At 32.1% G+C, this 17,286-nt stretch carries 15 protein-coding genes and 1 rRNA gene; 4 read left to right on the forward strand and 12 right to left on the reverse strand.

The annotated features are described in order from the left end of the window. Positions 1 to 110 precede the first annotated feature (110 nt). A 16S ribosomal RNA gene (locus EIH23_RS05105) occupies positions 111 to 1,614 on the reverse strand. A gap of 443 nt (positions 1,615 to 2,057) precedes the next feature. On the opposite strand from EIH23_RS05105, the gene pdaA reads away from it, so the two are divergent. Then, positions 2,058 to 2,933, forward strand: coding sequence for a delta-lactam-biosynthetic de-N-acetylase (gene pdaA / locus EIH23_RS05110; RefSeq protein WP_122639151.1), 876 nt, complete (start codon positions 2,058 to 2,060; stop codon positions 2,931 to 2,933). A gap of 137 nt (positions 2,934 to 3,070) precedes the next feature. Further along, positions 3,071 to 3,610, forward strand: coding sequence for a rubrerythrin (gene rbr, locus EIH23_RS05115; protein WP_122639152.1), 540 nt, complete (start codon positions 3,071 to 3,073; stop codon positions 3,608 to 3,610). Between the two features lie 101 nt (positions 3,611 to 3,711). Here rbr and EIH23_RS05120 read toward each other — a convergent pair whose 3' ends face one another. After that, a complete protein-coding gene (locus tag EIH23_RS05120) occupies positions 3,712 to 4,224 on the reverse strand; it encodes an SH3 domain-containing protein (protein WP_122639153.1) in 513 nt (170 codons plus the stop codon). A 235-nt stretch (positions 4,225 to 4,459) separates the two neighbouring features. After that, positions 4,460 to 5,833 carry a hypothetical protein gene (locus EIH23_RS05125; RefSeq protein WP_122639154.1) on the reverse strand — a complete coding sequence of 458 codons (1,374 nt, stop codon included), beginning with the start codon at positions 5,831 to 5,833 and terminating at the stop codon, positions 4,460 to 4,462. 220 nt (positions 5,834 to 6,053) lie between these two features. On the opposite strand from EIH23_RS05125, the gene EIH23_RS05130 reads away from it, so the two are divergent. Together EIH23_RS05130 and EIH23_RS05135 are read left to right on the forward strand one after the other, a co-directional pair. Continuing rightward, entirely contained in the window at positions 6,054 to 6,842 is a 789-nt protein-coding gene (locus tag EIH23_RS05130; protein ID WP_122639155.1) for a threonine/serine exporter family protein, read from the forward strand. Then, positions 6,842 to 7,339 (forward strand): threonine/serine exporter family protein, encoded by a 498-nt coding sequence (locus EIH23_RS05135; protein ID WP_122639156.1) that lies wholly within the window; start codon positions 6,842 to 6,844, stop codon positions 7,337 to 7,339. The genes EIH23_RS05130 and EIH23_RS05135 overlap by 1 nt, the downstream gene beginning before the upstream one ends. A gap of 145 nt (positions 7,340 to 7,484) precedes the next feature. Here the strand turns inward: EIH23_RS05135 and EIH23_RS05140 are convergent, their stop codons facing one another. From EIH23_RS05140 to EIH23_RS05180, 9 genes are all read right to left on the reverse strand, one after another. Next, positions 7,485 to 8,792 carry a 2-hydroxycarboxylate transporter family protein gene (locus EIH23_RS05140; RefSeq protein WP_122639157.1) on the reverse strand — a complete coding sequence of 436 codons (1,308 nt, stop codon included), beginning with the start codon at positions 8,790 to 8,792 and terminating at the stop codon, positions 7,485 to 7,487. A 12-nt stretch (positions 8,793 to 8,804) separates the two neighbouring features. After that, entirely contained in the window at positions 8,805 to 10,004 is a 1,200-nt protein-coding gene (locus tag EIH23_RS05145) for an NAD(P)-dependent malic enzyme (protein WP_122639158.1), read from the reverse strand. A 379-nt stretch (positions 10,005 to 10,383) separates the two neighbouring features. Continuing rightward, a complete protein-coding gene (locus tag EIH23_RS05150; RefSeq protein ID WP_122639159.1) occupies positions 10,384 to 11,070 on the reverse strand; it encodes a response regulator in 687 nt (228 codons plus the stop codon). 27 nt (positions 11,071 to 11,097) lie between these two features. Next, complete coding sequence (locus EIH23_RS05155) at positions 11,098 to 12,687, reverse strand: ATP-binding protein (RefSeq protein ID WP_122639160.1); 1,590 nt, start codon at positions 12,685 to 12,687, stop codon at positions 11,098 to 11,100. Between the two features lie 283 nt (positions 12,688 to 12,970). Further along, on the reverse strand, positions 12,971 to 13,393 hold the full coding sequence (locus EIH23_RS05160; RefSeq protein ID WP_122639161.1) for a hypothetical protein: 423 nt from the start codon (positions 13,391 to 13,393) through the stop codon (positions 12,971 to 12,973). A gap of 150 nt (positions 13,394 to 13,543) precedes the next feature. After that, positions 13,544 to 14,554 (reverse strand): SIS domain-containing protein, encoded by a 1,011-nt coding sequence (locus EIH23_RS05165; protein ID WP_122639162.1) that lies wholly within the window; start codon positions 14,552 to 14,554, stop codon positions 13,544 to 13,546. Positions 14,555 to 14,581: 27 nt separating this feature from the next. After that, positions 14,582 to 15,652, reverse strand: a complete 1,071-nt coding sequence (locus tag EIH23_RS05170) for an SIS domain-containing protein (protein WP_122639163.1) — start codon at positions 15,650 to 15,652, stop codon at positions 14,582 to 14,584. Between the two features lie 10 nt (positions 15,653 to 15,662). Further along, on the reverse strand, positions 15,663 to 16,514 hold the full coding sequence (locus EIH23_RS05175; RefSeq protein WP_122639164.1) for a PTS system mannose/fructose/sorbose family transporter subunit IID: 852 nt from the start codon (positions 16,512 to 16,514) through the stop codon (positions 15,663 to 15,665). Further along, positions 16,498 to 17,268, reverse strand: a complete 771-nt coding sequence (locus tag EIH23_RS05180; protein ID WP_122639165.1) for a PTS mannose/fructose/sorbose/N-acetylgalactosamine transporter subunit IIC — start codon at positions 17,266 to 17,268, stop codon at positions 16,498 to 16,500. Before EIH23_RS05180 ends, EIH23_RS05175 begins: the two co-directional genes overlap by 17 nt. Positions 17,269 to 17,286 lie beyond the last annotated feature (18 nt).

A 17,286-nucleotide genomic window follows, 5' to 3' on the forward strand; every position in this document is an offset into this window, starting at 1 on the left:
TGTAAGCCACGCCTTTCGGCTTACTTGACAATAACATGCCATATCACAACCTCAAAGCGGTGTATGTAAAAACAAACCTTCAAAATTAAACAGTAGGCAATTCTCCTTAGAAAGGAGGTGATCCAGCCGCACCTTCCGATACGGCTACCTTGTTACGACTTCACCCCAGTTATTGGTTTCACCTTCGACGGCCGCTTCCTAAAAGGTTAGCTAACCGGCTTCGGGCGCCCCCAACTCCCATGGTGTGACGGGCGGTGTGTACAAGACCCGGGAACGCATTCACCGCAGCATTCTGATCTGCGATTACTAGTAACTCCAGCTTCATGTAGGCGAGTTTCAGCCTACAATCCGAACTGAGAATGGCTTTAAGGGATTAGCTCCGCCTCACGACTTGGCTGCCCTCTGTACCACCCATTGTAGCACGTGTGTAGCCCTAAGCATAAGGGGCATGATGATTTGACGTCATCCCCACCTTCCTCCAGGTTATCCCTGGCAGTCCCTCTAGAGTGCCCAACTTAATGCTGGCAACTAAAGGCAAGGGTTGCGCTCGTTGCGGGACTTAACCCAACATCTCACGACACGAGCTGACGACAACCATGCACCACCTGTCACTTCTGTCCCCGAAGGGAAATCTCCGATTAGGGAGAGGTCAAAAGGATGTCAAGCTTAGGTAAGGTTCTTCGCGTTGCTTCGAATTAAACCACATGCTCCGCTACTTGTGCGGGTCCCCGTCAATTCCTTTGAGTTTCACTCTTGCGAGCGTACTTCCCAGGCGGAGTACTTAATGCGTTAGCTGCGCCACCGAAGGGGGTAACCTCCGACAGCTAGTACTCATCGTTTACGGCGTGGACTACCAGGGTATCTAATCCTGTTTGCTCCCCACGCTTTCGTGCCTCAGTGTCAGTTACAGTCCAGAGAGCCGCCTTCGCAACTGGTATTCCTCCTAATATCTACGCATTTCACCGCTACACTAGGAATTCTACTCTCCTCTCCTGCACTCAAGTTTCCCAGTTTCAAAGGCTTACTACGGTTGAGCCGTAGCCTTTCACCTCTGACTTAAGAAACCACCTACGCACCCTTTACGCCCAGTAATTCCGGATAACGCTAGCCCCCTACGTATTACCGCGGCTGCTGGCACGTAGTTAGCCGGGGCTTCCTCCTCAAGTACCGTCATTATCTTCCTTGAGGACAGAGCTTTACGACCCGAAGGCCTTCATCGCTCACGCGGCGTTGCTGCATCAGGCTTTCGCCCATTGTGCAATATTCCCCACTGCTGCCTCCCGTAGGAGTTTGGACCGTGTCTCAGTTCCAATGTGGCCGATCACCCTCTCAGGTCGGCTACTGATCGTCGCCTTGGTAAGCCGTTACCTTACCAACTAGCTAATCAGACGCGGGTCCATCCTATACCGCCGGAGCTTTGATATTTCTACCATGCGATAAAAATATGTCATCTCGTATTAGCGTACCTTTCGGTACGTTATCCGTGTGTATAGGGCAGGTTACCCACGCGTTACTCACCCGTCCGCCGCTCACTTCCGAAGAAGTTCGCTCGACTTGCATGTGTTAGGCACGCCGCCAGCGTTCATCCTGAGCCAGGATCAAACTCTCAAAAATAAATTCTTCGAATTTATATTGCCAACGTCTTTACCTTCATATTCATTCAGGTAAATCCCGTTGCTCAAATAAAATTTGATTTCCTTCGCTCAGCTAATCATTATCTGAATATCTGGCTTGGTTGTTTGTGTTTTAATTCTTAAATAAGAATTAGTTATATAAATTAACCTACTGTTTAATTTTCAAAGTTCGTTTTGTTTTTCGCCCGTTTCTCTTTCGGACAAGTATTACTATAACATCTATTTTTATTGATTGCAATACTTTTTTATATATTTTTTTAACTTTTTTATTTATTGTTTTACTTTTTGACCCAAAAAACTTATATACTTATTAATATGTCCTTTTAAATATCTATATTTTACACTCTTTTTAAGTTTAAGTTATTTGATTTTTGTTAATAAATTTTATTAACGACACTATTATGTGTAAGGAGGTATAAATTTATGCGTAAATTATTAATTTATTTTTCATTATTTGCACTTACTATACTTTGTGCTACAGGTTGTTCCTTTAATAATAATAATTCAAATGAAAATTCATCTAGTGAGGTTTCAAATATAGATAGTAATTCAAAAAATCAAAATACACCAAGTTCATCATCTCAAAGTAATAAATCAAATAATTTAGACAACGAAATAACAAATTGGTTCTACATTCCAAATACTACACACACAACACCTGACATAAACCCAGACCTAAACTACGAATTATCAACTTATGATGCAATTTATAACTTAGACTCAAATAGAAAAAGTAAAACTTTATATTTAACTTTTGATGAAGGATATGAAAATGGATATACTACAAAAATATTAGACATCTTAAAAGAGAAAAATGTACAAGCAGTCTTCTTTGTTACATCATCTTATATAGATAAAAATCCTGATCTCATAAAACGAATGGTTTTGGAAGGACATATTGTAGGAAATCACAGTGCAACTCATCCATCTATGCCAACATTAACATCTAATGAAAATGAGTTTAATGAAGAAATATCAGATGTAGAAACTAAGTATGAAAAACTTATAGGCGCTAAAATGAATAAGTTATTCAGACCACCTATGGGATGCTACTCTGAGAAAAGCTTATCTATGACAAAAGACTTAGGATACAAAACAGTTTTTTGGAGTTTTGCATATGACGATTGGGATCCTGAAAAACAACCGGAATTAAAATATGCAAAGAAAAAAATATTAGACAACCTTCATGATGGCTCTATATTACTTTTACATGCAGTATCTAAAACTAATACTGAAATATTAGGTGATGTTATAGATTCTGCTAAAGATTTAGGTTATGATTTCCAATTAATAAAATAAATTTTCCTTAAATTATTTTATTATATACATAAATATTTTTTTGTGCTATACCTCTTATTCTTAGCATAAGATTAATATGTGGATGATAATAGTTTTCATCACTTTATAAAATCTTATTTTTTGGGGGTACACTAAATATGGAGTTAAAAGGATCTAAAACTGAAAAAAATTTACTTACAGCATTTGCTGGAGAATCTCAAGCAAGAAATAAATATACTTACTATGCTTCAAAGGCAAAAAAAGAAGGATATAATCAAATAGCAGCAATATTTGAAGAAACTGCTAATAATGAAAAGGAACATGCTAAAATATGGTTCAAACTTTTACATGATGGTATGCCTTCTACAGCTGAAAATTTAAAAGATGCTGCAGCTGGTGAAAATTATGAATGGACAGATATGTATGCTACTTTTGCTAAGGAAGCTGAAGAAGAAGGTTTTACTAAAATAGCTTACTTATTTAAAGCAGTTGGAGAAATAGAAAAAGAACATGAAGAAAGATATCTTAAGTTACTTGAGAACTTAGAAAATGGTGTAATATTCGAAAAAGATGACATCGTTGTTTGGAAATGCCAAAACTGCGGACATATACATATTGGTAAAAAAGCTCCAAATGTATGTCCAGTATGTGACCATCCACAATCTTTCTTTGAAGTAAAAGCTGAAAATTATAAATAAAATACTATTTTTATATAACTATATTTTATAAGTTATCAGTAAGTATTAAATTAATATAATTTACTTAAATAAAAAAGTCATATAAATATATGACTTTTTTATTACTTTATTTCTATGTAATCTGCACTTGACCAACCTATCGTTCCATCTGATAATTTTATCTTGTTCCATCCATCTTGACTTCCTAAAACTATAACTTGTGTATTTCTATTTATTATACCTATCTTTTGATAAGTTGTTCCTGGCCCACTTCTTACATTTAACATTAATCCTGTTACAAATCCAACCCGCTCATTCTCTTCCATATTATCTAATTTATTAGAACTAATGTTACTTAAAACTTTTAAATAATCCTTACTAGAATATCCAGTAGTATTGTTATACTTTATTTTTACCCATTTTCCATAATAAGAAATTATCTCTACCTTTGTATCTTTCTTTATTGTATAAATAACCTTGCCCTTTGAACTTGGAACTTTTCTAAAGTTTAGATTTGTTGTTGTCACCGCATATTTAGTCGATTCTTCTTCTATGCTTTCAGATATATTAGTAAATGATATACTAGATGTAACTGCACCAGCACTTAGCAAGAATTTCAATTTCTTATTTTTCATGAGCCCTCCTAATTTCTCCCCTATCGTTTTATTATAGATAATTAATAGAATTTTATCAACATTTCGAATTTTCCAATTTTTACCTTAAGTTTCCATATATCTATAAATGTTTATTATTTATATGTAAATAGAGTTGAAAATTAATTATTTAGTCCTTTCAGTACATATTAAACTGAGTATCTAAATAATTAATTTTCTATACTCAAGACCAAGGTTATATAAATAAATTCTCTATCTAAATAATAAATACCGCGACAATGGTAGTAACAATAAATCCAATCATTACTGGTTTAAAGTTTCTCTTAGCCAAATCAACCGGATTAACTCCACAGATTGCTGCAGCTGATATTAATCCCCAAGGAACTAAACATCCTCCACCAACCCATACACCTGCTATTTGACCTAATGCACAAAGTGCTCCAACACTTGCATTTACTGCTGTTGCAAATACTGATGCAAGTGAACCTACTAAAGATATACCAGAAAATCCAGAACCATCAAGGCCAGTTATTGCTCCTACTACTGTTTGTATACTTGCTACTGCAAATTTATTAAGTGGTACAGCATCAGCTAGTGCTAGACCCATATCTGAAAGTAAACCTTGAGATGTAGCTGGTAGTACTTCACCTAATACAGATGTTAATGGTGCTACTTCACCCATATAGAAGAATGCTGCTATTGGTATTATTGCACCGAATATTTTTATACCAAATACAAATCCATCTATAATATTTTGGCAAACTGAATCAAAGAAATTCTTTTTATGATTCATTGCATTTATAATCATAATTAAAATAAATGCTGTTCCTCCTAGTAAGGCTGTAGCATCTCCACCTTTTAAATTAAGTTTAAACATTGCAATTAAATCAAGTATAAAACCAATTAATACTAGAAAAGTTGCTATTTTTGCTTTTTTATTAAAAGTCTTAACTTGAGAATGTTCAACTTTACTTAGTTCATCTTTAAATATGCCTTTCTTAATATCTCTTCTTAAGAAATAAAATGCTGCCCCTATTGTAACTACTGCCATTACCCAAAATAGTGGCATACCTTCACTTATAACTTGACTTGCTTCAATGCCTGCTGCTGAACCAGTTATTTGTGGTGCTCCTTGAATAACAAAGTCTGTTGATAAAGCAAGACCATGGCCAAATAAGTTAAGTGCCATAGCTACACCAATTGCAGGAAGTCCTACTTCCATTGCTACTGGTAAGAATATTGCTCCAACCAATGCAACTGCTGGTGTTGGCCAGAAAAACCATGATAGTGTACACATTACTATCCCTATTATGAAAAAAGCTGTTGTAGGATTTTTTATAACTCTCGAAAAAGGTTTTATCATATAGTAAATTGCATTGTTATCTTCTAGTGCTTTAGATAATGCAACCATTACTGCGATGATTAGAATAATTGGACCTAGTTCATTTAATGAAACAATAAGAGAATTGAATATTGCATTTGTTGATTGAGGTATACTGTGAGTGTAATATAGTGCCAAGCAGAATATACCTACTATACATGGTACAATGACATCTTTCTTCATTATCATTATGACTAAAATTAATAGCATGAAGAAAAGATAAATATAATGCGCTCCTGTTAATACCATTTTCTATTGTCCCCCTTATATTTTTATATAGTAGTATTATATGGCTTTTAATTTAGTATGTTACCTTCATATAATTTTACTTTTATGTAAAAACTACATATAAGTAGGTAAAAGTTTTTTATTTAATATAACCTAATTATTTTTACATATAGAACACCTATTTTACTTAAATATTTGATATAATATTCTTCTATCATAAAAGTCTTACGGGAGGTGTTTTATGCTAAGAGTAGATGAACCGCATTATAAAAAAAATATGCTTAGATTAGCTTTATTTATAGGAGAATTAATGCTATCCAATGGAGCTGAAACTTATCGTGTTGAAGATACACTAAAAAGGATTTGTAAATCTAGGGGGTTTAATCATATTAATGTATTTATTACTCCTACAGTTATAATTATTTCAGATGATAGATTTGATGGGTATTCTTTCATGAAAACTATCAATCGTAGAGCAATAAATTTAGGAAGAATAGCACTTATAAATGATTTTTCAAGAGATTTTGTAAAAAACACAGATATGACTATAGAAGACTCTATGGCTAGATTAAAGGAAATAGCAAGTTTCAATGCATATCCAACTTGGCTTATATACGTATTTACAGGATTAGGATCTGCTTCATTTGCTTACTTAGTAGGTGGAAACACTACATTTGATTTTGTATTAACATTTTTGGTTTCAATAGTAGCAGCTATTGTATATGACCAATTAATAAAAATAAGTTACATACCAACATTTTGTTGTTTAATTTCATCAATACTAATGGCAGCATCAGGTGTAATGCTTACAGAATTAGGATTTTTAACAACTCCTAAAATGCTTATTGTTGGCTCAATAATGCCACTACTACCTGGGGTTCCATTTATAAAGGGTGTACGTGACTTAATAGCCGGAGATTTAATGTCTGGAGTTGTACGATTCTTCGATGCAACAATAATTTTTATCTCAATCGCTGCTGGAGTTGGGTTTGTACTTGAAATGTGGTTTAGAATGGGAGGTGCTTTATAATGTTAAATATACCACTTTACTTAAACTTCACCTTTGCATTTTTAGCAACTGTAGGTTTTGGAGTATTTTTCAACGCACCAAAAATATCCTTACTTCCATCAGGAATAACAGGAGGAATTGGCTGGTTATTTTATATATTCCTATTTAGATTTAGTGAAAACGAAGTATTCGCAACATTCTTTGCAGCAAGCTTCGTAGCACTATGTGGAGAAATACTAGCAAGAAAACTAAAAAACCCTGCCACAGTATTCATCATACCAGGAATACTACCACTAGCACCAGGGCTTGGAATATACAACACAATGCTATACATGGTCCAAAAAGAATTCGAACTAGGACTATCAAAAGGAGTAGACACACTATCAATAAGTGCATCAATAGCACTAGGAATACTAGTAGTAACTTCAATAGTCAACACTTACAATATACTAAACAGAAGAAGACTAATAAGAAAACTAAAACCAATAAGTTCACATATAAAAAAAGATATTAACTAAGTTAATATCTTTTTTATTTTATCTCCCCACCCCTTAATCCTGCATAGTATCTGGGCCTAGCCAGAAAAAATTAAAAATTCCAGATCATTTGCAGAGTTTTTTTATCTGCATGACCTGGAATTTTTTATTTTTCTGGCGGACCCGACTACATCAAGACCTTAAGAAGAACGCTTGCAACTATTAGTATAAGTGCCCCACATATACGAGTAGCAATCTGAGCAAAAGGAATTAGCTCCATTCTATTAGAAGCAGATAAAACAGCAACATCACCTGTTCCACCCATATTAGTCGTACAAAGACCAGCTGTTATAGAAGACTCTATAGGATAAAATCCTACTAACTTTCCACCTACACCAGCTCCAACTGCTACTCCTGAAACAACAACAAAGACTAATAATAAATAAAGTGGACTTATTGCATTCACAACTGCATTTAAATCTATCATTGAAATTCCTATACCTACTAATAAAGCACTAGTCAAATTAGTCATTACAAATTGTCCCCATTGATTTGCACTTTGTTCTAAGTTTTCAGGTATAATTCCTATTATCTTACTAAATGCGACTGCTATTATCATCCATGCATAAGCATGTATACCTGGAACTAGCTTCCCAATTAAAGTTCCAAGTGTCAAATATGTAATAGATAATAATAGACCTATTCCTAACATTCTTAAATTTAACTTATTACTTTTCTTTTCATCTAAATCACTAGAATCATTTTTCATAAGCTTGCCATTTCCAGACCAACTTGGCTTTACTGTTCCTATTTTCGCAATTATACCTGCACCTATTATAGCCATTACATTTCCTAAAGTAGATGCTGGTATCATTACTGAAAGAAGTTGAGAAGTTTCTGTTCCTAGAGCTTGAGAGTACATATTAGATAAAGGAATTACTCCTGCTCCCATTCCTCCTCCCATCATAGGAATTGCTACAAACATTATAGCTTCTTTAAATCCATATCCTACTACACTTCCAACTATACCAACTAGTATTAAAGCAAAAGTTATTGCACAAATTGCAACTGGTAAAAATCTTACTGATGCTTTTATTAAAAGTTGTCTATTCATTCCAAGTATACTACCTGTTATAAGTGCTGCTATATAAAAGTTTAAAAAACCTACATCATTCATAAAAAAATCAACATTTTCAACTACTGAAGTTGGCATTATATTAAAGGTAACCATTGCTGCCGATGCAAATATACAAACTATAGCGCCTCCTCCAAGATAAGTTTTTACAATTGGAGTTCTATTCCCAATTTCATTAAATGCTCCACCTAAAACTATCATTATTGCTAAAGCTCCTACCATGCCACTTGGTAGGTTATCTGTAAATGTTGCTATCAATACCACTAAGGATACTAAAGCAAATGACAATAAACTCATTCCGTATATTTCTATCCCCTGTTTCTTAACTACATCATTATTATTTCCAATAGCCCCTTGCATTTATATCACCTCTTATACTAACTCAATTTGAGATTCTTTGTATAACTTTGATATACCTTGTTTTATTGCTATATTTCCAACTTCTTTTGCAACTATTTCAGCTACTCTTTTATCAAATGCACCTGGTATTATATATTCTTCATTTAATTCACTTTCATCTATTATACTTGCTATTGCTCTTGCTGCTGCAACCTTCATTTCTTCTGTGATATCAGTTGCACAAACATCTAGTGCTCCTCTAAATATTCCTGGGAATACTAATACATTGTTTATTTGGTTAGGGAAATCTGATCTTCCTGTTGCTATTACTCTAGCTCCACCTTTTTTAGCTTCATTAGGCATTATTTCTGGAGTTGGATTTGCCATTGCAAATACTATAGAATCTTTATTCATTGTAGATATCATTTCTGCTGTAACACAGTTTGGTCCTGATACTCCTATGAATACATCTTTATTTTTTATTACTTCTTTTAAGCTTCCTTTTTCATTATACTTGTTAGTTATTTTAGCCATATCTGCTTGAGCATCATTCATCCACTCTTCACCTACAGCTACTGCACCTTCTCTATTTACAAGTACTATATTTCCTACATTAAATTGTAAAAGTAATTTAGCTATAGATATTCCAGCTGAGCCTGCTCCATTTATTACAACATTAGCATCTTCCATATTTTTTCCTACTAATTTTAATGCGTTTAATAATCCTGCTGCAACTACTATCGCTGTTCCATGTTGGTCATCATGGAATACTGGTATATCTAGTTCTTCTTTTAATCTTCTTTCTATTTCAAAACATCTAGGTGCTCCTATATCTTCTAGGTTTATTCCTCCAAATGTTGGTGCTATATATTTTACTGTTTTTACTATTTCATCTACATCTTTTGTATCTAAACATATTGGAAATGCGTCTACATTTGCAAACTCTTTGAATAGTATTGATTTTCCTTCCATTACTGGCATTGCTGCTTGTGGTCCTATATCTCCTAACCCTAGTACTGCAGTTCCATCTGATACTACTGCTACTAAGTTCCCTTTTGCTGTGTATTTATATACGTCTTCTTTATTTTGGTGTATCCTTCTACATGGTTCTGCTACTCCTGGTGTGTATGCTGTACTTAAGTCTTCTCTTGTTTCTACTTTTACTTTTGATGTGACACTTATTTTTCCTTTATTATTTTCATGCATTTCTAATGCTAATTTATTGTAATCCATTTTATTCCTCCCTATGATTTGTTTTTCTTTATGGTTATATAGTACAAAAAACGTTCTCCTAAGTATATATTTTGAAAATATATAAACCCTTTAGTAAGTATTGTTCATAGGACTATTCGAAATACGGCAATGGGTGGGGAGATGTGATTGGCTTCCATGCAGCAAATGGCGCTGCAAATATCAGTCCAATTCACATTCTCCACCACTTCATTGCAATGTACTTCGAATATATTGAAGGGCGGTGGTATGTTAGAGTAGGTTTTGGTTTTATCTTTTAGATTTTTTACTTTGCCGTAGGCATTTATTTTTCGTTTACATATTATTTATATATAATTAATTTATATAATACTTATCTCTATAAAGTAATTTATTATAGTAACTATATTGAACTATTTGAGTTGCATGTTATTTTGTATTTTATGCTTGGTCTTCCTCCTGTTGAGTAGTCTATTTCACTTGTTATTTCGTTTGTTTCTACCATGTAGTTCATGTATCTTCTTACTGTTACTCTTGATAGGCCTACGTGTTCTGCTATTTCTTCGCTTGTGCTTTTGGTATTTATATTTTTTCTCATGTATTCTCTTATTTTCTCTAGTGTTTTTTCATTTAGTCCTTTTTTGATGATTGTTTTATTTGTTTTAGTGTTTATTAATGAATCTATGTCTCTTTGACTAAATGTTTGATTTTCATTTATTAGTTGATATTTTTTTAAGAATTTTTTTAATGCATTTATGAATCTATCGTATTCAAATGGCTTTACTAAGTAATCTAATATTCCTAGACTTAATATTTCTTTTAGTGATTCGGTTTCTTTTGCTGCTGTTACCATGATTACATCTGTTTGTATGTTGTTTTTCCTTATTTCTCTTAAAACTTCTATTCCATTTAGTTTAGGCATGTATACGTCTAGTATTATTAAGTCTATTTTTTCTTTATTTAAAATTTCTAATGCTTCTTTCCCATTATTGCAAATGTTACTTACTTTAAATTCTTGTAATTGTTCTATGTATGTTTTATCTATTTTGGCAACCATAGGATCATCTTCTACTATAAGTACTTTTATCATAATTTTACCTCATGTATTTTTAAATATTTAATTATGCTTATTACTGATTCTTATTGTAAAGCAACTTCCTTCATTTTCTTCACTTTCTATGTCAATTTCTCCATTATGTGTTTCTACTATATTTTTAATTAAATATAGTCCTGTTCCCCTGCTACTTCCTTTTGTTGAAAATCCTTTTTGATAGATTTTTTCTATATTTTCTTCTTTTATTCCTTTTCCCGTATCGTGTACATTTATTATTAAGTTTTCATTATCATTATATACTAAAAGACTTATTTCTTTAAAATCATCATCTTTTTCATTTATACTATCAATTGAGTTTTCTATTAAGTTACCTAAAACTGTTATTAAATCATTTCTACTTAAGTATTTATTGTTATTCTCTAAGTAACTCTTTGGATATATATTAAGTTTTATACCAATTTCTTTAGCTCTACTTACCTTTCCAATAAGTAATGCAGCTATTGTTGGATCTTTTATTTTGCTAATTATATTACTAGTTGATTCTCTTTGAACTTCATTTATATTGCTTATATATGACTTTGCTTCATCTACCTTATTTATCTGTAAAAGACCTAATATAACATGTAGTTTATTCATAAACTCATGAGTATTTGCTCTTAATGCATCTATTATTTGATTAACTCCAGTTAACTCCTCTGCTAACTTTGTAACTTCTGTTTTATTTCTAAATATACAAACTGCTCCTATAGCCTTATTGTTTTCTATTATAGGTATTCTATCAGTGATTATTTTAACATCTTCTATTGTCATATGCTGACTATACTGACCTTTTTTACTTTCTATAACATCTAATAAATTAGTTTGTGGAAACACATCTTTTATAAATTTACCTTCAACATTATCTTCTTTTATATTTAACATATTAAGAGCTGCATCATTAAAAACAATTATTTTACCTTCATCATCAATTGCAATAATACCTTCTTCTAGCGAAGATAATACTTCTTGTCTTTGAAGATATAATTTAGTAAACTGCTCTGGCTCATATCCAAGTAAAGTTCTTTTTATACCTTTTGAAATGATTAATGATATTACTATACCTAAGCTAAAAATAATACTTCCAACGATAATATAGTTCTTCAGAATATCACTAATAACTTTATTAATACTTTCAGTAAGAGTACTTACCATTATAAAACCAATCTGATTATTATCTTTATCCAAAACAGGAGTGAAGTATCGTTTTTGATTTCCCAAAGTACCTGTCGCTTCAGAAAGATAGCTTTCTCCACTCATAATAACGGAACTCTCATCTCCACCTACAAATCTCTTACCTATATTCTCCTTACTAGGATGGTAAATCCTAGTCCCATCATTATTAGCCACAACAATAATATCAACATCATCAATACGAGAGATAATATCATCTAGGTAGTTTGTAAAATTATCACTAGAAGTACCACTTTCTAAACTATTAATAACCAAAGGATTTCTAGAAAGCATCTGCCCTACATTAACAATATTATTCTCAATCTTATCAACAAAAATATCAGTACTAAACCTCATAGTAATGCCCAAGGTAATAACCAAAACAGCAAACACAACAACAATATTCCCAAAGGTAATCTTACCTTGCAAAGACATCTTTCTCATAAAAAACTCCTTAAAAAATCTTTAATCTACATAAATAATACCACTACCATATTTCTATATCCATTTTATTTAATGTCTTTCCCTATTTTTATTAATTTTTTTTATTAATTTTCATCCCCCTAAAAAATTTTGATAAGTAGCTACGGTAGTTTTTAACTCAGCACAAAAAAGGTGGATGTGAATATATTAATTTCCTGACATTCGCAGCATCACTTCGCTGCATGTCAGAAATTAATATATCAAATCCACCCGGTGCTCGAGCCTCAAAAACTACACGCCACCCCTACTTCTCAATACCTTTTAACAAAGCTTCTTTAAGTTTTTCTCCTTTAGCAGATGTTATTACATTTTGTTTTACCATATTATTTATATTTTCATTTATCATTTCTTTTAATCTTGCATCTCTTTCAGATTTATTGTACTCTTCTATCTTTTTAACATCATCTACAGTTAGTACACCAGATTCTTGTAGTTGTTGAAGTGTTTCTTCATATGGTCCTTTACCTCTTCTACAACCATGTTTTTCAGGGGCTACTGCACTAGTTTCTGTTGTACTAGTAGTCTGAGCTGATACATAAGTTTCTTTAGTATAAGCTGCATTCGCTTCTTCTAAATCTCCTTTATTAAGGCCTTCTTTTACTATTCCTATTGCTAGAACTACAAGAGCAACCACTGTTACTGTTATTATTTTTCCTTTGCTATACATTAAAAATTCCTCCTTTAATTTTGGTTTACTCTTATATTTTCCAATAACCTTAATTTAACCTTAAATTTTGGAAAAATTTTAAGGTTATATAAAAAAGGATTAGCATTTGGATAAAACTCACAAATGCTAATCCTTCTATTATGTTAATAATTAATAAGCAAATTGACGGTAGTAACGACGTATATCTAAAGAGTGACCTGTATTATCTTCAAAGTGGAAAGCTAAGCGGTCAACTAAAAGTGTTGATATTATAGTTGGTGCTAATATCCAACGGAATTTATCATCTATACCTTCTAACTCATAATCTTTACTATCTATTACAGTAAATTTATTAGTATATTTTTCAACAAATCTTTCAACTCTATTGTCTATTTCACGGCATTTGCCTTCTCCCTTAACTAAGAATACACAAACATCGTCTTCAACTAATTCTAATGTTCCATGGAAAAATTCTGCTGAAGTTACTGATTTAGTTCTTAGCCATTGCATTTCTTCTAATAAACACATAGAGAATAAATAAGTTTCTCCCCATGTTTCTCCTCCACCAATCCACATCATATATGGTTCTTGATAGTACTTCTTAGCTATATCAGCTGCAATAGGATCAAATTTCGCCTTAGCTTTTATTAGATTTTCTGGTAATTTTTCAAGTTGATCTGCAAATTCACTATATTCTTCAAAGTCACCATTATTATTTAATAATCTAAAGAAGAACCAGTATAATAACATATATTCATACTCAACACCATTCTCATGTCTCATAGGAATTAAGTATTCACTACACTCTGCTAATGGAGATTCTGGATTTTTTGTAAGACAAACTACTGTTATACCTTGTTCTTTACACCATTTAGCAATTTCAACAGTTTCCTTAGTGTCTCCTGATTTAGACATTGTTACAACTATAGAATCTTTACCTAAACTTTTATGACCTCTTAATAATAGTTCAGCTGCTTGTTCTACAAATACTGGTAATGTAGTTGTTTGCTTTGCCATTTCACCTATAGCCATCATTGGTGCTAAACTTCCACCAACTGCTGTAAAGAATATATTTTTATATCCCCTTTTACTTAATTCATCTGCTGCTCTTTCTGCATCTACTCTTGCTTCACATATTAATTTCATACTTGTTCTGTACTCTTGTCCATTGAATTTTAACATTATTAAATCCCCCTAAGTTTATGTATTTTATATTTTACTTTTTAATTTATCATCAAAATCTTCAAAGATTTTTTGACTTAATTTATTACCCTTATCTTCTGCAAGAAAATAAGACAATATTTGAATAGGTATTACAAATAGTAGTGGACTTATTAATTCATCAACACTTATATCTAGCGCTAAGTCACGTCTATCTTCTTTATAATTTTTATATGTTATTTTATAAATATGATCTGTGTATTCATTCAGATATAACCTTAGCGCTTGTTGCCTATCTTCTAATTTTCCTTCAGTCTCTATAAATATTATGTGATGTTTATTTGATAGTGATAAATATGGACCATGCATATATTCTTCTAGTTCATGCCCATTCATCGGTATTCTAACAGTTTCTGTTATCTTAGTATCAGCTTCTCTTGTAACTCCATATCCTGGACCATATCCTATACATGCTATTTGCTTTGCACTAATTAGTTCTTCTTTATTCTCTTCATACCAATTCAAAGTTTTTTCTATTACATTATCAGTATGTTCTATAGCTTGTTCTATCTTTCTTAGTTCATCCATATAAGTTTGTTCATTAATTTTATCACTCTCATATGCCAGTTCTAATCCCATAAGCATAAATGTAAGAACCGTTGCACTAAACCCTTTTGTTACATATCCAACTTTTTCTTCACCACAACCGATATCTACGACAACTTTACTAATATCACATACTGAACTATTTAAATTAGCTGTAAGAGAAATAATATCGGCATTTGTTTTGCTTGCAGTTTTTAAGGCCTCTATTGTAGAATAGCTACTACCACCTTGAGTAACTCCTAAATATAAGGCATTTTCATTTATACCTTTACCATAATTACTAAATACAGAAGGCATTTTCATTTCAATATTAATTTCTAATATATTTTCTACATAGTATTTAGCACACTCTATTGCATTGATAGAAGATCCAGTAGCTAAAACTACCCATTCATCATAATTTTTATCTTTAGCTAAATTAATGAACTCTTTTAGATTTTTCTTTCTGTTAGATAATATACTTTTATTTGTCTTATATTCTTCATTTATATAAGTAAACATCGTTTCTTTCATAGTTATCCCCCTATGCTAGGAATCCGAAAAATGCACCTAATATTCCTATTATAGCTATTATCATTAGTATAGTTGTTGTCTTAAAGTTTTTACCTAATAGCATATAAATAAATCCTGTAAATCCTATAGACATTATTCCTGGAATAATACCATTTAATATGTCTGCTAATGCCATTGCACTATCTCCACTACCTATGGTTAATGGTATATTTACAGTTACCATTTCTGCTGTCATTCCTCCAATTACCATTAATCCTAGTATTGCTGCTCCATATGTTAGAGATTCCATTAATCCAGACTTTTGTATTTTGTCCAGTACTCCTGCACCTAACTTATATCCCCACATCATAGCAAAATACCTAACTAGTATATGTGGTATATTAAATACTAATAAAAATAGTATTGGTCCTAATATGTTTCCTTGTAATGCTAGAGATGTACCTATACCTGTTGCAATAACCCTAAGTGTCCCCCAAAAGAATGAGTCACCTATTCCAGCTAGTGGTCCCATAAGACCTACCTTTACATTGTTTATTGATGAAGTATCAAAATTATCTGATTTTGAATTACTTTCTTCCATTGCTGTTGATATACCCAGTATTAATGTTGATATATGAGGAGTTGTATTAAAAAATTCTAAGTGTCGTTTTAATGCATCTGCTCTTTCTTCGTCAGTCTTGTACAACTTTTTAATTATAGGCATCATACCATATGCATAAGACATATTAGCCTGTCTTTCATAATTCCATGACCACTCCATAGTAAATGATCTCCAAAATACTTTCATTAAATCTTTTTTAGTTATCGTTGTACTATCATCTTGAATGGTTATATTTTTATTTTCTTTAGAAGTCGTCGTCATCGTCATTACCTCCTACTACAGCAACTTTATTTTGATTATTTAAACCAACTAAAATAATCGCTAGTATTGTACCAAATATTGCAATTCCTGTTATTGGTATGCCTAAATATACTGATAATGCAAATCCTAAGAAATAGAATACTGCAACCTTTTTATTTATTATCATTTTAACTAGTAGCGCAAATCCTAGTGCTGGTAATAATCCTGTAGCTATAGCTAATCCATTTTGTATGAATTCAGGTATTATATTTAATATTTTTTCAATTGCTGATGAACCTAGTAAATATGAGAAAAATACTATTAGTCCTATAGGTAAGTTAACTCCAAAGAATCCTCCTAATAAATGCATTCTTTCAACTCCAGAACAATTTCCTTTTTCTGCATATTTATCTGCTTTATGTACAAACATTGGAAGTATAAAAATCATACAAGCATTTTTTATTACTAATGCTAATGCTGCTATTGGGACACCTAGTGCTAATGCTACTTCAGGTCCTTGCCCTGTAGTAATAGCAAATGCTGTGCCTAAAATTGCTCCAGAAATTATTTCTGGTGGTATTACTGCTCCAACCGAGAATGCTCCTATAAATGCAAGTTCTAATGTTGCACCCAGTACTATCCCCGATTGTAAATCTCCTAATACAAGACCTGTTAATACTCCAGTAACAATTGGTCTTGATAATAGAGATGTACCTAATAAATATTCTGCATTAGCAATCATCGCTACTAATCCAAGTAATATAGCTGTTACCATAACATAGCTCCCCTTTAA

It is taken from the genome of Romboutsia sp. Marseille-P6047, from assembly GCF_900604535.1.
In the GTDB taxonomy this organism is placed as follows: domain Bacteria; phylum Bacillota; class Clostridia; order Peptostreptococcales; family Peptostreptococcaceae; genus Romboutsia_E.

Excerpts from the sequence above, each read along its gene's own strand:
- pdaA (WP_122639151.1), top strand. The coding sequence starts at position 2,058 with ATGCGTAAATTATTAATTTATTTTTCATTATTTGCACTTACTATACTT.
- rbr (WP_122639152.1), top strand. The coding sequence starts at position 3,071 with ATGGAGTTAAAAGGATCTAAAACTGAAAAAAATTTACTTACAGCATTT.
- EIH23_RS05120 (WP_122639153.1), bottom strand. The coding sequence starts at position 4,224 with ATGAAAAATAAGAAATTGAAATTCTTGCTAAGTGCTGGTGCAGTTACA.
- EIH23_RS05125 (WP_122639154.1), bottom strand. The coding sequence starts at position 5,833 with ATGGTATTAACAGGAGCGCATTATATTTATCTTTTCTTCATGCTATTA.
- EIH23_RS05130 (WP_122639155.1), top strand. The coding sequence starts at position 6,054 with ATGCTAAGAGTAGATGAACCGCATTATAAAAAAAATATGCTTAGATTA.
- EIH23_RS05135 (WP_122639156.1), top strand. The coding sequence starts at position 6,842 with ATGTTAAATATACCACTTTACTTAAACTTCACCTTTGCATTTTTAGCA.
- EIH23_RS05140 (WP_122639157.1), bottom strand. The coding sequence starts at position 8,792 with ATGCAAGGGGCTATTGGAAATAATAATGATGTAGTTAAGAAACAGGGG.
- EIH23_RS05145 (WP_122639158.1), bottom strand. The coding sequence starts at position 10,004 with ATGGATTACAATAAATTAGCATTAGAAATGCATGAAAATAATAAAGGA.
- EIH23_RS05150 (WP_122639159.1), bottom strand. The coding sequence starts at position 11,070 with ATGATAAAAGTACTTATAGTAGAAGATGATCCTATGGTTGCCAAAATA.
- EIH23_RS05155 (WP_122639160.1), bottom strand. The coding sequence starts at position 12,687 with ATGAGAAAGATGTCTTTGCAAGGTAAGATTACCTTTGGGAATATTGTT.
- EIH23_RS05160 (WP_122639161.1), bottom strand. The coding sequence starts at position 13,393 with ATGTATAGCAAAGGAAAAATAATAACAGTAACAGTGGTTGCTCTTGTA.
- EIH23_RS05165 (WP_122639162.1), bottom strand. The coding sequence starts at position 14,554 with ATGTTAAAATTCAATGGACAAGAGTACAGAACAAGTATGAAATTAATA.
- EIH23_RS05170 (WP_122639163.1), bottom strand. The coding sequence starts at position 15,652 with ATGAAAGAAACGATGTTTACTTATATAAATGAAGAATATAAGACAAAT.
- EIH23_RS05175 (WP_122639164.1), bottom strand. The coding sequence starts at position 16,514 with ATGACGACGACTTCTAAAGAAAATAAAAATATAACCATTCAAGATGAT.
- EIH23_RS05180 (WP_122639165.1), bottom strand. The coding sequence starts at position 17,268 with ATGGTAACAGCTATATTACTTGGATTAGTAGCGATGATTGCTAATGCA.